At 50.5% G+C, this 12,718-nt stretch carries 13 protein-coding genes; 8 read left to right on the forward strand and 5 right to left on the reverse strand.

Annotation, left to right across the window (positions count from 1 at the left end; translation table 11 throughout):
• Positions 1–26 precede the first annotated feature (26 nt).
• Positions 27–149, reverse strand: coding sequence for a hypothetical protein (locus DQG23_RS43455; RefSeq protein ID WP_272949060.1), 123 nt, complete (start codon positions 147–149; stop codon positions 27–29).
• Positions 150–337: 188 nt separating this feature from the next.
• Between DQG23_RS43455 and DQG23_RS20635 the strand changes: the two genes are divergently transcribed.
• Positions 338–1,048 (forward strand): DUF4386 domain-containing protein, encoded by a 711-nt coding sequence (locus tag DQG23_RS20635; RefSeq protein WP_113032768.1) that lies wholly within the window; start codon positions 338–340, stop codon positions 1,046–1,048.
• Positions 1,049–1,056: 8 nt separating this feature from the next.
• Here the strand turns inward: DQG23_RS20635 and DQG23_RS20640 are convergent, their stop codons facing one another.
• Positions 1,057–1,641, reverse strand: coding sequence for a Crp/Fnr family transcriptional regulator (locus DQG23_RS20640; protein ID WP_113032769.1), 585 nt, complete (start codon positions 1,639–1,641; stop codon positions 1,057–1,059).
• Between the two features lie 168 nt (positions 1,642–1,809).
• Between DQG23_RS20640 and DQG23_RS20645 the strand changes: the two genes are divergently transcribed.
• Positions 1,810–2,778, forward strand: a complete 969-nt coding sequence (locus DQG23_RS20645) for an Ldh family oxidoreductase (protein ID WP_113032770.1) — start codon at positions 1,810–1,812, stop codon at positions 2,776–2,778.
• Positions 2,779–2,788: 10 nt separating this feature from the next.
• Here DQG23_RS20645 and DQG23_RS20650 read toward each other — a convergent pair whose 3' ends face one another.
• The gene (locus tag DQG23_RS20650) at positions 2,789–3,241 is read right to left on the reverse strand and encodes a helix-turn-helix domain-containing protein (protein WP_113032771.1); all 453 of its coding nucleotides are present in this window, start codon (positions 3,239–3,241) and stop codon (positions 2,789–2,791) included.
• 191 nt (positions 3,242–3,432) lie between these two features.
• Positions 3,433–4,944 carry a malate:quinone oxidoreductase gene (locus tag DQG23_RS20655; protein WP_113032772.1) on the reverse strand — a complete coding sequence of 504 codons (1,512 nt, stop codon included), beginning with the start codon at positions 4,942–4,944 and terminating at the stop codon, positions 3,433–3,435.
• Positions 4,945–5,431: 487 nt separating this feature from the next.
• On the opposite strand from DQG23_RS20655, the gene DQG23_RS20660 reads away from it, so the two are divergent.
• Positions 5,432–5,893 (forward strand): hypothetical protein, encoded by a 462-nt coding sequence (locus DQG23_RS20660; protein WP_113032773.1) that lies wholly within the window; start codon positions 5,432–5,434, stop codon positions 5,891–5,893.
• A gap of 294 nt (positions 5,894–6,187) precedes the next feature.
• Here the strand turns inward: DQG23_RS20660 and DQG23_RS20665 are convergent, their stop codons facing one another.
• Positions 6,188–7,123, reverse strand: coding sequence for an AraC family transcriptional regulator (locus DQG23_RS20665; protein ID WP_113032774.1), 936 nt, complete (start codon positions 7,121–7,123; stop codon positions 6,188–6,190).
• Positions 7,124–7,308: 185 nt separating this feature from the next.
• On the opposite strand from DQG23_RS20665, the gene DQG23_RS20670 reads away from it, so the two are divergent.
• From DQG23_RS20670 to DQG23_RS20690, 5 genes are all read left to right on the forward strand, one after another.
• On the forward strand, positions 7,309–8,121 hold the full coding sequence (locus tag DQG23_RS20670) for a sugar phosphate isomerase/epimerase family protein (RefSeq protein ID WP_113032775.1): 813 nt from the start codon (positions 7,309–7,311) through the stop codon (positions 8,119–8,121).
• A gap of 25 nt (positions 8,122–8,146) precedes the next feature.
• A complete protein-coding gene (locus DQG23_RS20675; RefSeq protein WP_113032776.1) occupies positions 8,147–9,097 on the forward strand; it encodes a sugar phosphate isomerase family in 951 nt (316 codons plus the stop codon).
• A gap of 11 nt (positions 9,098–9,108) precedes the next feature.
• Positions 9,109–9,813 (forward strand): PIG-L deacetylase family protein, encoded by a 705-nt coding sequence (locus DQG23_RS20680; RefSeq protein WP_113032777.1) that lies wholly within the window; start codon positions 9,109–9,111, stop codon positions 9,811–9,813.
• Between the two features lie 19 nt (positions 9,814–9,832).
• On the forward strand, positions 9,833–10,858 hold the full coding sequence (locus DQG23_RS20685) for a Gfo/Idh/MocA family protein (RefSeq protein ID WP_113032778.1): 1,026 nt from the start codon (positions 9,833–9,835) through the stop codon (positions 10,856–10,858).
• A gap of 397 nt (positions 10,859–11,255) precedes the next feature.
• Positions 11,256–12,635: an extracellular solute-binding protein gene (locus DQG23_RS20690; protein ID WP_113032779.1), complete on the forward strand. Its 1,380-nt coding sequence runs from the start codon at positions 11,256–11,258 to the stop codon at positions 12,633–12,635.
• Positions 12,636–12,718: the final 83 nt, after the last annotated feature.

The following is a 12,718-nucleotide window of genomic DNA, read 5'->3' on the forward strand; positions in this document are numbered from 1 at the left end:
AGGCCACCCTCTGCAGGATGGCCTTTTCAAATTCGATTATCCGCTTCCATCCGCTGCTTTACCCGGTTCAATGCAAATCCGAAAACCGGCTTCATGTAGCCGCGAATCAATTCCGCAGCTTCGTTCTCGTCTTGCCTTATCAGCTTCATCCTTCGCCTCCTGCAGCTGCCTTTCGGAAGTTCCTGTCAATCATATAGTGTGCCGGGAAGAAAAAAGGTTGGGAGTTTTTGAAATATTTTCTTATAGCAAAATACTCGAACCCTTGACTTAAGTCAATGAACGGTCTCGAGCCTCCAAATATAATGAAAATTAAACATTTCATATAGGAGGTCAACTTATGACTGCCTCAGAATCGTCTCAGCGGAAATCCGCTCTAACGGCGGGCATTTCACTTGTCATCATGGCGCTTGCCGCATTTTTCTCCTATGGCTTTGTTCATGGAAGCCTTGTTGTGCAAGACGATGCCGGCGCCACATTCAACAACCTCATGTCATCAAATAACCTTTTCAAAGCGGAAATCTTGGGCTGGATCGTTATCTTGATTGCCGACGTGTTGGTCGCTTGGGCGCTATATGTGTATCTGGAGCCGATCAATAAAAACCTTTCGGTGCTCGCTGCCTGGCTCCGTCTTATTTATACGGCTATATTGGGGATCGCCATCATGAGTTTGATCGTTGTCCTGCTTCTCATGAGACATATGGACGATTTATCTTCATTCAAAGTCGAGCAAATTCAAGCGCTAATGATGTTAGGTGTTGACGCATTCGAAGCGATTTGGTCCGTCGGATTGATCCTATTTGGCGGGCATCTGTTGATTGTGGGATATGTGGCTTTCAAATCGGTCGGCATTCCTAAAATAATAAGTATTTTATTGCAGCTTGCTGGAATTGGCTATATGCTCATCCACCTAGGCGAAACGTTTCTTCCAGAGTATGAAGGGGTCATTTCGGTCCTGAATCTTGTGTTTACTTTGCCCATGGTCGTCGGAGAATTAGGCTTCGGGGTGTGGCTGCTTTTCAGAGGAGGCAGACTCCCGGGAAGCGCGTGACAACCTTTCTAAAAGTCATCTTTGCTAATCCGTTTTTTGATTCTGCTTAACGACTCCGGGGTAATACCAAGATAGCTTGCCAATTGATGCTGGGGTACGCGGTCGGCCAGACCGGGTCTTTTGCGCAACAGCGCCTTGTAGCGTTCTTCGGGTGCGGAAGCGATAAAAGAAGTTTTTTCATCCTGTACCTCGCCCAGGTTTTCTTCTACCATCCAGCGTATCATCGTTTCCAATTGCGAGTACTTTTGGAGCATGTCTTTCTCGCCTTCAAGATCCCCAACAACCAATACACAGTCCTCCAAACAAGTTAACGAGTACGCGGATGATCTGTTTTGTTTATGATGATTGAAAATCGAAACCGCTTGCTCCTCCGTGTAAAAGTTGGAAGTGACTTCTTTGCCCGCTTCATCGATCGAATACTGCCGTACACATCCCTTCAGAACGAAATAACATTTATCGGGAACATCTCCTTGTCTAAGGAGCAACGTTCCTTTTTTATATGCTTGCACGTGGATATCGTCAACGATTGCCTGTTGTTCTGCTGCGGTAAGTGTTGTATATCTGGCTAAATACTTCAGTAATATGCTTTTCATTCGGATTTCCTTTCCGTTCGTTAATGAACCGGCAAACCTTTGATTATCCTATACTTTACCATAAGCCGTACCGTGATATAATGATGAAAACTTATATGCATATGTGAAAAATCAGTTGGCAAGTGGAGGATTTCATCCGCAAATCAGCCGAGTTTCGGGGTAAAAATCATGTTATATGATCTTAAAAGTGCAAAAGAGCTTGCTTTTCGCGTATGTATTGCCGCCGGTGCAAGCAAAGCAGCGGCAGCCTCTCTTGCTGAAGCAACTGTCGCTGCGGAATGTTCAGGCCGGAGCTCGGTCGGCTTTGCTCATCTTCCCGACTATCTGGAAGGCTTTTTGTGCGGGCGCATTCCTTGCACAGAAGAGCCTGCGATCCTTTATCCGGCCCCAGCTCTCATTCAGGTCGATGCCAAGGGCGGTATCGCCCAACTTGGTTTTGATCGTGCATTCGAGGAATTGCAAACACGGGCAAATACTTATGGAATAACCGCATTTGCGTTAAAAAACAGCTATACGGCTGGAGAATTGGGCTATTACGTAAGGCGTCTCGCCCGTAAAGGACTGGTGGCGATAGCTGCAACCAATGGACCTGCCTTAATGGCTGCAGGCCAAAGCATCGAGGCCGTTTATGGCACTAATCCTCTTGCAATCGCTGCGCCTGCCGGGAACGGGGCTCCCTTGGTTATCGATCAGGCGTCCAGTGCCACGGCGTTTGTCAACATCCGGCAGGCGGCAGAACGGGGGGATATAATCCCCGAAGGCTGGGCCATCGATGGGAAGGGACAAAACACAGTCGATTCGCGTGAAGCGCTCAAGGGGGCTTTACTTGCTTTCGGGGGAATGCGCGGTGCCAATATCGCACTCATGGTTGAAATTCTCGCCGCAGGCATGACAGACGCGAACTGGTCACTTGACGCTCCATCCTTCGATGAAGGGAGTCACTCCCCTGGTATCGGGCTGTTTATTGTTGCCCTAAACCCCGAACTTCTTGCGCCGGATTTTTCAGCCCGATTGGCGTCTCAGATCGAACGTTTGTCCTCCAAAGGCATTCATATCCCCGGAAGCAGCTATGTTGAGGATGAAATAGATATTCCGTCTTCCCTTGTTGCGACACTCGAGGAATATTGCCGGCTTTAAGCTTCTACTGTTAGCCTTCTTTATACTTATCCTTCACCATGCCGGAACCGATCCCTGCGCCCGCCATCAAAATCAAAGGTCCGAAATTCCACAAAAACGATCCGCCAAACAAGGCAATGTCGAAAGCAAAAACTTTGTTAAGAATAATAATGCCGATTTTGATCACCAAAAGTGCGACACCGATTAAAAATAAACAATCAAAAGTAAATTTCAATTTCGGATGAGCTAACTGCCTGCCGTCGCTAATCACTTTCTTAGTCAACTCCTCATCGCTCCTTAATAACTCGTCGATCGTGACACCAAAAAGATCGCTTACTCTAATGATAATTTCGATGCTCGGATAGTTCTGGCCGTTCTCCCATTTCGAAACCGACTGCCGGCTGACAAAAAGCTTAGCCGCCAACTCCTCTTGCGACCAACCCATCTTTTTTCTTTCCGCCTTAAGCTTCTCTGCAAAAACCATACTTCAGCAGCAACCTTTCTGTCCGTCTATACGCCATTATTTGCCGACAGGCATGCGAAAGTAAAGAACGCTTTGGTTGCAGCGCCCCGCAACCTCCGGTTGCCGTCAATATTCCCCTAAAAATTAAAGATAAAAACGAAAAGAAGCATAAATGTACCGGACCGGTAATTTATGCTTCTTCATAAGATGCACTATGCGGTTACGCTGTGCGCTTGTTTTTTGCCCCCTAGGCCGAGCGTCCGCGATGTTGAATTGTCAATTTCACGGATAAGCTCCGGATCTTTTGGCAGCGACACGCCATAAGAAGGAATCATTTCTTTTAATTTCGGTTCCCATGCTTTCATATGCTGCGGGAAACATTTTTTGAGCAGCTCAAGCATGACGGAAACCGCGGTAGAAGCACCCGGAGAAGCGCCAAGCAATGCGGCTATCGAGCCATCGGCGTCGCTGACGACTTCGGTACCGAATTGAAGCGTTCCTTTGCCGCCTGCAGCGGTATCCTTAATAACTTGCACGCGTTGGCCGGCAACCAGCAAATCCCAATCCTCGCTTTTGGCGTTCGGGACAAACTGCCGCAAATCCTCCATGCGCTTTTCCTTCGATAACATAACTTGCTGGATCAGGTATTTGGTCAATGCCATACTTTTTGCGCCTGCCGCCAGCATCGTTCCGAGATTATACGGTTTTACGGAGCCGATCAAGTCGAACATCGAACCGGTTTTTAGGAACTTAGGCGAGAAGCCGGCAAACGGTCCGAAGAGCAGCGCTTTTTTGTTATCGATATATCTTGTGTCAAGATGCGGAACCGACATAGGAGGAGCGCCGACCGGAGCTTTGCCGTATACTTTGGCATTATGCTGCGCTACGACTTCCGGATTGTTGCATACCATAAATAGTCCGCTAACCGGGAATCCTCCGATATTTTTGCTTTCGGGAATGCCGGATTTTTGCAGCAAAGGCAGGCTTCCGCCCCCGCCGCCGATAAATACGAATTTGGCAGTATGGCGTTCGACGCTGCCGTTGTCGATATTCCGTACCTTCAATTCCCACGAGCCGTCGCCGGTACGTTTTATATTATCCACACTATGCTTGTATTTTATATCGACGTTTTGGCTCTTTAGGGAATCAAATAATTTACGCGTTAAAGCGCCAAAGTTAACATCCGTTCCAGAGTCGATTTTTGTTGCCGCAATAGGTTCATTCGATGAACGGTCCTTCATAATTAGCGGAATCCATTCCATCAGTTTTTTGGGGTCGTCGGAAAATTCCATCCCTTCGAACAGCGCATTGCCCGACAACGCTTCAAAACGTCTTTTCAGAAACGCTACGTTTTTATCCCCTTGCACCATACTCATATGAGGCAGCGACATGATAAATTCCTGAGGATTCCGGATCTGATTGCTGTTTACAAGATAGGACCAGAACTGTCTGGAAACCTGGAACTGTTCATTAATTTTAACGGCTTTGCTAATATCTACGGATCCATCCGGTTTCTCTTCGGTATAGTTAAGCTCGCACAGGGCCGCATGCCCCGTCCCCGCGTTATTCCATTCGTTGGAGCTCTCCTCGCCTGCGCTTCCAAGCTTCTCAAACACGGTAATTTTCCAGTCGGGCACTAATTCCTTCAGCAGCGCTCCTAAAGTCGCACTCATGATTCCGGCACCAATTAAGATTACGTCTGTTTGCGATTGTCTGTTACTCATTTTAACCTTCCTTACACGCTATTATTTGAAAGATGGTGCAGGCGCTCCCGTCGGACTCCAAAGCAAATCAGGGTTGGGCCTAACACATCTTTTCTGGAAACGTTATGACCAGGACATAGAATCCCTATTATTTAAATCAAGATATATACTATTATATGATAGTTATATGGTATTTAAAAGTCGATAAATTACAGTGATGACATACTGTTTCAGGTAAGAAGTGAGAAAAATTCCACAAATCCCTGGAAATACACAAAAACCAACGCCCTAACCCAGCTATATGCAAAGGTTATGACTTTGGTTTATATTTTTTCCAGTCTGGAACGCTCCGTTTCGTTTATTCTCCGCATACTTCTGCACAAAAAATTTTATTCGCCATTACTTACAGTACGATTTACCATATGCTAAGTTTTTAGCTGGTTCAAATGGTATGCCAAATTCGAAAGTATAGAATTACAAGTAAAAATTGTGGAGTGAGGGTTTATAAATGGAAGATGTAAAAAAATATAAACAGATTGATTTGTACTTCGACGAAAAAAAACAAATGGTCTATATTCTCCCGATTGGTTGGCATTCAATGCTTGGGATAGTGGAAATTGGTATAGTCGAGCATCTTAACTTACCGTTAGATTCATCAATATTGTTAAATAAAGTAAACCTGTGTTTTGACTTATGCTATTCTATATCGCCACCAATGTATCCTGCGAAGGAATCACCACTTGCCAATTTTTTGGGTGTGAGAAATTATCGAGAAGCTACTAAGAATAAAAAATTGGTAGTTATAACTTGGGAATTAGAAAAGGGCTATATTGTTTATCCACATAGCAAAGAACGGAGTGGAGGTTATAATCGTTTGGAGCAATTTGGGCATTTACTTGGAAATAACTTAAATAATGGCTTTGACTTGCTAAGTGTTGTTATCGATTCAATTAATAAGTCTTCAATTTAATATATATTTGCAAATTTTTCAGCCACAATGCGACTAACCCTCGCGTTGTGGTTTCTTTTTGCCGCCGAGACACTCGTATGCACAAAGACTAAGTGAAGTGCGATGATGACGCTGAGAATCCGAATGACTCCCCTGCCCACCCAAAGGCGAAAAATGGACACGAAGTCTATTCGGCGGTTTTAGAACCGCCGGATGAGGAGGAGTGCGTGGTAAATCGCCCTGATCGAACGCCGAAGCCGGGAAGACTTCGGTTAGCGGAGCGGGAACGATTCAGCCACCTGATTTGCAGGTACTTCACGTGATCCGCTGGTAGCCGGCTGTGAGCGTACGCGCGTATTCTGAGGGCGTCATGCCGGTCGTTTTCTTAAAATGGCGCGAAAAATAATGAACGCTGCTGTAGCCGAGCAGCTCGGAAATTTCCGTCAGGTTGTAGACGTCCTCGCGGACATGCATTTTAGCGCGTTCGATTTTGAGCTGGTTTAAATATTCCATGGGGCCGCAGCCGACCCGCTTCTTGAACATGATGCTGATCTGGGTTCGTCCGATCGCAAATTCGTCGCACAGCCGGTCCAGCGTCAAGTTGTCGCCGAGATGCTCGTTCATGAATGCGATCAATTTGTCGGCCGCGCCGACTTCCTGCTTGTCCCTGACGATGGGTGCCTGCATGAGCCTGTGATCGGCCTGCCCGCCCCGAATAAGATGGATGAGCAGCGTTTCCAGGTGGACCTTGAACAGGTGCTCGCTGCCGAACGGCGCATTCTCGCGCGGATACAAAATTCTGCCGCTGCCGATCGGACTCGGCCCGAAAGCGTTCCAGCCTTCTTGGATGAGCTGCGACAGCACCGCCCGCTCTTTGTCGCCGAGATGGAACAGCTTGTTTTGCACAAAAAAAGACATCGGGTCCGATTCGCATTCGAAGGTGACGATAAAGACGTTCGGCGACACCTTGCCGTTGCTTTTCGGGCTGTGGAATTCATTCGGCTCGTGAAAGAGCAAATCCCCTTGCTTTAGGTTGAAATGGCCGAAGTCCGTATCCATTTCGATTTCGCCCTTATCCACATAGTAGATCTCCCAAAAATCGTGTTTTTCGCCGGCATACCTGTAATTTTTGGACAACTCGAAGTAATAGCACGAGATAAGCTTACGGATTTGGAGGACCTCATGTATTTCGTAGCGGGGAAATCGCACGATGCGCATCGTCCTTTCTGTAAACGTCTTCTTTTTCTTCATTCCACATCGATTGTTAAAAATCCTGTAGGTTTTTGGAAAAGCGAAAAAAACGGAAAAAAATGCAAAATTATCGAACGATTATATACATTCTTGTGCAAAAAAGAGGGTTCATCGTCTAAAGATCGCATTATGCTTCCGCGTTATGATTACGTTGAATCCATGACGATAGAATGGAGGCGCATCGGATGGAGATCGGCGTCATTAATATTTTGAAAAACAACGGAAGCTGCTTCGAGCATGTCAGTCAATTCGGCTTGAAGGTTTGCCAGCTGACCGGCTGGGACCCCGTTTTGTGCACCCCGGAGGTCGCTGACAACGTCGTGCGCGAATCGCGCAAACACGGCGTGCGCATATGCGCTTTATGGGGGTGGGTAGCCGGACCCGGCAAGTGGAATTTCACGGAGGGTCCTGTAACGCTCGGTCTCGTGCCGGAGCAATACCGGGAGGAACGGGTGCGGACGCTCAAAGGCTGGGCCGATTTCGCCGAACGGATCGGCGCTCCCGCGGTCGTTACGCATTGCGGCTTCATCCCGGAAAATATGACGGATCCGGTATACGACGGTGTCGTTCAAGCGATCCGCGAGGTAGCGGCCTATTGCGAAAGCAAAGGACTCGGCTTCTGGTTCGAAACGGGTCAGGAAACGCCGGTCGTCCTGCTTCGCACGATTGAGCGTGTAGGTACAGGCAATCTCGGCATCAATCTGGATCCGGCCAATCTGATTTTGTACGGCAAAGGCAATCCGATCGACGCGCTTGACGTCATCGGGCCTTACGTACGCAATGTTCATGTTAAGGACGGACTTTATCCCACGAACGGCGATCTGCTCGGCAAAGAAGTGCTCGTCGGCACCGGCAAGGTGCGGTTTCCCGAGTTTTTGGCGAAGCTGCGCGAAATCGGCTACGACGGCGAGCTGATCATCGAACGGGAAATCTCCGGAGACGAGCAAGCGCGGGATATACGCGCGACGATCGACAATCTGACGAAATGGCTGGCCTAGAGCGGCCGGCGGGGAGGGATCGGGCATGAATCTGATTACGACGCTTAAAGGCTCCATGATGGAAGGGTATTTTCCGGCAGGCTGGGATTTGGCCAAAATCGACGCTTGCGCGTCGCTGCCGCGGGAGGAAGCGCTGAAACGCGAAGCGCATTGGCATGGTGGATTCGAGCCGGTGTCGTGCAGCAGTTTGGAGCAGTTCGATACGTACATGGGACACGAAATCGCGCTGCTGATCAAGCGGACGCGGGAACGGGGCGAGAAGCTGGCGCTTATTTTGCCGGTCGGGCCGATGGGGATGTACAAATGGACGGTTTTCTTCCTTAAAGAGTGGGGGGTAAGCGCTTCCCATGTCTACGGCTTCAACATGGACGAATGGAGCGACGCCGAAGGCAACACGCTGCCGCCGTCCAATCCGGGGGCTTTCCAATATGCGATGGAAAACAGCTTTTACGGGCTGCTCGGCGACCTGACTGTACCGGAGAGCCAGCGGAACTATGCGACGAAGGAAAACTTGCCCGCTTACGCCGGCAAAATCGCCGCGCTCCGCAGCGAAGGCGCCAAGCTCGCCGTCGTCTACGGCATCGGCCGCGTGTTCCACATCGCCTTCTGGGAGCCGCAATTTGCCGGAGAATATGAATCGGAAGCGGCATGGCGGGCGGATACGCACAGGATCGGAGCCAAGCTGCATCCCCTCACGATCGAGCAGAACGCGATCACAAGCTTCAAAAGCCGGACGACGCTTGTCCCTTGTTATGCCAATACGATCGGGCCAGGATTGTTCCTGCAAGCGGACTACGCGATCGGCGGCGCCGACGGCGAGCTCGGCCGGGGCATGATGTGGCAGGGTATGTCGCTGCTAACGACGCTGAAGTACGGGCCGGATCCATGGATCCCTTCCAGCTATATGCCGGCGATTCCGGGCAGGCTGTTTTTCCTCAACGGGCTGGCGGGACCGCTTGAGCCCGAGCTGAATTAAGGAGCGATCGTATGAATATTTTGGCGGTAGGCGCGCATCCCGACGATATCGAAATTTCCTGCGCCGGTACGCTGGCCAAGCTGAAGCAGGCCGGCCACCATATCGTGCTGTGCCATGCGTGCAAGGGAGATAAGGGCCATTACCGGATCGAGCCGGCCGAGCTGACGGAAATTCGCCGGCAGGAAGCACAGGAAGCGGGCGCCGTCATCGGCAGCGAGGTCATCTCGCTCGGTTTTGGCGACGGGGAGATTATAGCCGAGAATCAGGAAAACCGGATGATCTTCATCGACCTCATCCGTTATGCGCGGCCGGACATCGTCATCACCCACGCGCCGAACGATTACATGCCGGATCATATCGCCGTCAGCCAGCTGGTGTTTCACGCGACTTTTTTCGCCACGCTGCCCTGGTTTCGGACGAACAACCCGGCGGCCGATAAAGTGCCGGGCCTTTATTACATGGACAATTTGTCGGGACTCGGCTTCGAGCCGACATTTTACGTCGATGTGACCGATCATTTGGACACGAAGCTGGACATGCTGAGCAAGCATCAAAGCCAGCTCGTTTGGCTGAAAGAGCACGACAACGTCGATATCGTCGATTTTGTGAAGACGCTTGGCAAGACGAGAGGCATTCAAGCGGGCTGCACGTTTGCGGAAGGGTTCGTTCAGCATCTCGTCTGGACGAGGCCGAACGCCGTCCGGTTCCCGGTATGATGAAAAGGAGAAAACGCTTATGCTGAAAGTAGGGCTGGTTGGTCTCGGATTTATGGGCCGCGCGCATTTGAAAAGCTACGAGCGGCTCGTGGAAGAAGGGTTTCCGATTCAGGTAACGTCCATCTGCGACATGGATGAGAAAAAGTTTCGCGGCATCTTTATTGAGGGCAACATCCAAACGGCCGCGGACGGCTTCGATCTGTCCGGCTACAAGCATTATTACGATTATGACCGCATGCTGGCGGAAGAAGAGTTCGACTTCGTCGATATCGCGATGCCTAGTCATTTGCACCCGGAAATGACGGTGAAGGCGCTCGATCGCGGCTTCCACGTGCTTTGCGAGAAGCCTATGGCGCTCAGCTCGGCGGAAGGGCGTCTCATGGTCGACGCGGCGCAGCGGAGCGGCAAGAAGCTGATGATCGCCCAGGTGCTGCGTTTTTGGCCGGAGTATGAATATTTGAAGGAGACCGTGGAGAGCGGGCGGTACGGACAGGTGCTGTCGGCCCACTTCTTCCGCGGCGGCAATCCGCCGAAATGGACGCATAACGATTGGATGGTGCGCAAGGAAACGAGCGGCGGCGGACTGTTCGACCTGCATATTCACGACATCGACGTGATCAACTGGCTGTTCGGCAAGCCGCAAGCCGTCTCGACGATCGCACGCGACGTGCTGCCGGGCAGCTCCTTCGACATCATTTCCACCAACTACGCTTACCCGGACAAAAAAATCGTCAACTCGCAAATCGACCGGGCGCTGCACGGCGAGTTCGGCTTCGAAATGTCGTTCCGCGTTAATTTCGAAAACGGCAATCTCATTTACGAAAAGCGGACGCTTCGCGACAATCCGAAGGAAGGCAAAGGTTTCGTTCCCGAGCTGTCGACGGAGTCCGGCTACTACCGGGAAATCAAATATTTCGCCGAGGCGGTCGCCCACAACCGGCCGGTCGACCGGGCGGCGCCGGAGAGCACGCTGGAGGCGCTCGTCATCGCCGAGGCGGAAGCCCGCTCGGCCAAATCGGACGGAGCGGTTGTCAGTATCGCGTGACATTGAAATCTCCCGAAAGGGCTGTCCCGGAAGAATAGATTGGAACGGGCAGCTCCCATCATGTAAACAAATACGCTTCCTACCGCTTTCAAAGTGGATGGAGGCGTTTTTGTTTGCCGATTCGGCCTTTTTAATCCACTCCGTCCTCCGCTTGCGCCAAGGCTGAGACCTGCGGATCAAATACGATTCCTCGGTTCTCGTTACCCCTTCGATCGTGTGCAAAAAAATCGAACGAATGTCCAAGTCGAAGTGCAAAAAGAACGATTTATCCTCCAAAGCTTTCAGCATTCAAGCGCGTTATGATTACGATATCAACCGGAAATGAAAACGTTTACGGTCGCTGGACAGAAGCTGGTCTTGGTACGCCAAACCAATTGAAAAGGAGTTTGAACGAAACATGCTTAATGCAAAACGCAACAAACGTTTCGCACTGACAACGGCACTTGTACTGTTATCCTCGGTAGCGCTGTCGGCTTGCGGAGGAGGTTCCGGCAACGCGGGTACCGCTTCCAGTTCCCCTACCGGCGGCAGTCCGGCTGCCAGTCCGGTCGCCTCGCAGAAACCGAAGGAAGATCCCGCTTCGATCAAAGGCGAAGTTGTCTGGCAATACGCCAATACGACATGGCCGGAGCAGGGGCTGAAAGACCTGATAGCCGATTTCAACAAAACGTATCCGAACGTGACCGTGAAAACAGTGCTTGGACCGCTCGAGCCGATGATTGCCGCCGGAAACCCGCCTGCCATCGCAACGAACAACAGACTCGAAGCGAATTGGATTATGGACGGCATGTTCGAGGAACTCGGTCCGTATATCAAGAAGGATCCCGACTACAAGCCGGAGAGCCTGTTCCACAAGGTGCTGTATGAAATCCCGCAGTTCGAGAAGGGACAATACGGCATTCCGATGAACTCCAATCCGACCTATGCCCTCGTCGTCAATAACAAAATCATGAACCAATACGGCGAGAAATCGATTCCGAAGCTGCAGGGCATGAAAGATACCGACGAGTTTTTCAAAAAGTTCTGGATCATGAAAAACGGCCAGTACGAAATGACCGGCGACAATCCGCTCTTTTATTATGGCAATTTGTCCGGACTATTTTTCGTTTCTTATTTGAACGGCGCCGACCCGTCTACTTTCTGGAATCCGGAGACGAAGAAAGTCAATCTCAACGACCCGAAAATCGTCGATGCGCTTGACTGGATGGCCAAATTCAACCGCGAGACGATCAATCAGCAGGCATACACGCAAATGAAAAGCGAGCTGCCGAAAAATACCCATCCGTTCCTTGCCGAGAAACAGGCGATGGCCATCCTGACGTCCGACAATCTGAGAGATTTCCGCAAGGCAAAACCGGATCTTGATCTGACCGTCATGCCGGCGCCGCAAAGCAGCTTGTGGAACGGCGGCTCGAACTTGGCGATCTTGAAGGCGGCCAAGGACAAGGACGCGGCCTGGGCATTCATCAAGTGGCTGTCGTCGACCGAGCAAGGCGCGGAATCGCTTTACAACCGTCTGGGGCTGCTGTCGCCGATGAAATCGAGCAAGTTCTTGGAGGAGAAGAGCAAGACCGATCCCGATCTGAAGGTGTTTCTCGATATTAACATGCAAGCGGCCAAATGGATCCCGCAATTTCCGACCGACTATTCTACGGAATACAAAAAACTGTTCCCGGATCTGATCGCCGGCAAAATTACGGCCAAGGAACTGATGGATCAAGTAAACAAAGAAGTGCAAAAGCGGATTGACGATTTCTACGCGAGCAAGAAGAAGTAGTACAACGGCGAGAACGGATTCGGGTTGCCCGAAGCCGTTTATTGCCGATTCGAGCAAGATCTTCACCGCCCCGCCACGGTTCA

The organism is Paenibacillus contaminans, from assembly GCF_003285015.1.
Lineage (GTDB): Bacteria > Bacillota > Bacilli > Paenibacillales > NBRC-103111 > Paenibacillus_V > Paenibacillus_V contaminans.

Coding starts and splice junctions, on each gene's coding strand:
- DQG23_RS20685 (WP_113032778.1), top strand. CDS start 9,833: ATGCTGAAAGTAGGGCTGGTTGGTCTCGGATTTATGGGCCGCGCGCAT.
- DQG23_RS20655 (WP_113032772.1), bottom strand. CDS start 4,944: ATGAGTAACAGACAATCGCAAACAGACGTAATCTTAATTGGTGCCGGA.
- DQG23_RS20640 (WP_113032769.1), bottom strand. CDS start 1,641: ATGAAAAGCATATTACTGAAGTATTTAGCCAGATATACAACACTTACC.
- DQG23_RS20670 (WP_113032775.1), top strand. CDS start 7,309: ATGGAGATCGGCGTCATTAATATTTTGAAAAACAACGGAAGCTGCTTC.
- DQG23_RS20650 (WP_113032771.1), bottom strand. CDS start 3,241: ATGGTTTTTGCAGAGAAGCTTAAGGCGGAAAGAAAAAAGATGGGTTGG.
- DQG23_RS20645 (WP_113032770.1), top strand. CDS start 1,810: ATGTTATATGATCTTAAAAGTGCAAAAGAGCTTGCTTTTCGCGTATGT.
- DQG23_RS20660 (WP_113032773.1), top strand. CDS start 5,432: ATGGAAGATGTAAAAAAATATAAACAGATTGATTTGTACTTCGACGAA.
- DQG23_RS43455 (WP_272949060.1), bottom strand. CDS start 149: ATGAAGCTGATAAGGCAAGACGAGAACGAAGCTGCGGAATTGATTCGC.
- DQG23_RS20675 (WP_113032776.1), top strand. CDS start 8,147: ATGAATCTGATTACGACGCTTAAAGGCTCCATGATGGAAGGGTATTTT.
- DQG23_RS20635 (WP_113032768.1), top strand. CDS start 338: ATGACTGCCTCAGAATCGTCTCAGCGGAAATCCGCTCTAACGGCGGGC.
- DQG23_RS20680 (WP_113032777.1), top strand. CDS start 9,109: ATGAATATTTTGGCGGTAGGCGCGCATCCCGACGATATCGAAATTTCC.
- DQG23_RS20665 (WP_113032774.1), bottom strand. CDS start 7,123: ATGAAGAAAAAGAAGACGTTTACAGAAAGGACGATGCGCATCGTGCGA.
- DQG23_RS20690 (WP_113032779.1), top strand. CDS start 11,256: ATGCTTAATGCAAAACGCAACAAACGTTTCGCACTGACAACGGCACTT.